Consider the following 1,218-nt stretch of genomic DNA (forward strand, 5'->3'; position numbering starts at 1 on the left):
CGGCCCGATCGTCACCGCGACGGCGTCGGGACGCTCGATGTCCGCGGCCGCCAGAGCGCGCCGCATGGTCGGCACGATCGCTTCGAGATGTGCGCGCGACGCCACCTCGGGCACCACTCCGCCGTACCGCGCGTGTTCGTCGACGCTGGAGGCGACCTCGTCGGCCATCAGCTCGCACGTCCCCGCTCCGCCCCAGCGGACGATCCCGACTCCTGTTTCGTCGCAGGAACTTTCGATACCCATGACGATCATCGGGCTGATCCTTTCGTCTTCTGGGGCCGACGCATGGTGAAGGCGTCGGCACCGCTCGGCTGGTAGTACCCGGCCCTGGTGCCCACGATCTCGAACCCTTCGCGTCGGTACAGCTCGATGGCGGGCTCGTTGTCGGTGCGGACCTCGAGAAAGACCGGCCCACCGTGCTCGTCGGCCACGCGCAGCAGTTCGTCCAGCAAACGCCCGCCGATTCCTTTGCGGTGATGCGACGGATCGACTCCGATGGTGTGCACCTCGGACTCACCGACGACGAACGCTCCGCGGCTCGGCTGCCCCAGCAACGAGATGCCTGCGTAGCCGACGACCTCACCGTCTTCCCGCGCGGTGACGTAATGATTGTGTGGCGCGGCCAATTCCGCGATGAATGCATCCTCGGCCCACGGGTCGTCACCCGGGAACAGCACGGTCTCGAGGTACGCGCACCGAGCAGCATCCGCCGCCGTCATCGACTCGATCGACACGGTCACTTCAGAGCCTTCGCTGCGGCACGCTCGTCGAGCGTCTTGGCGTCGGGGCGGCGCAGATACAACGGGACGAGCGGGCCGGGGACGATCCCGCTGCCGATATCGGCGGCGGCCACCGCGACCAGTCCAGCCGGAGACGGTGCCTGCACATCATGAACCGGAAGCTCGAATGCCGCTGCATGCGGTGCCGATCCGGCGACCGCGTCGACTCCCACACGGTCCAGTTCGGCCGGGGCCACGACGTCGGGTCCCGCGACTCGCACTCCTGCTTCGTAACGTGCCCAATAGATTTCGCGTCGACGCGCATCGGTCACCACCAACAGCGACCCGGGTTCGGAGACATCCGAGGCAATGGCGTCGAGACTGCAGACGCCGAACACCGGAAGGCCGAGTGCGTCACCGAAGGCAGCTGCCGTCGCCATTCCCACCCGTAAGCCGGTGTAGGGCCCGGGACCGACGCCGACGACGACGGCACCGAGAT

General features: G+C 67.7%; 2 protein-coding genes and 1 pseudogene. All 3 read right to left on the bottom strand.

The genetic code is table 11. The features are described 5' to 3' along the window. Window positions 1-252 (bottom strand): annotated as a pseudogene (locus A2J02_RS16465) (tRNA (adenosine(37)-N6)-threonylcarbamoyltransferase complex transferase subunit TsaD); the annotation flags it as partial. Continuing rightward, on the bottom strand, window positions 249-740 hold the full coding sequence (rimI, locus tag A2J02_RS16470) for a ribosomal protein S18-alanine N-acetyltransferase (RefSeq protein WP_068051289.1): 492 nt from the start codon (window positions 738-740) through the stop codon (window positions 249-251). The pseudogene A2J02_RS16465 and the gene rimI, both read right to left, overlap by 4 nt. Continuing rightward, on the bottom strand, window positions 737-1,218 hold a 482-nt coding region (tsaB, locus tag A2J02_RS16475), incomplete at its 5' end, for a tRNA (adenosine(37)-N6)-threonylcarbamoyltransferase complex dimerization subunit type 1 TsaB (protein WP_068051292.1). The genes tsaB and rimI, both read right to left, overlap by 4 nt.

The organism is Rhodococcus sp. EPR-147 (assembly GCF_001647185.1).
In the GTDB taxonomy this organism is placed as follows: domain Bacteria; phylum Actinomycetota; class Actinomycetes; order Mycobacteriales; family Mycobacteriaceae; genus Rhodococcoides.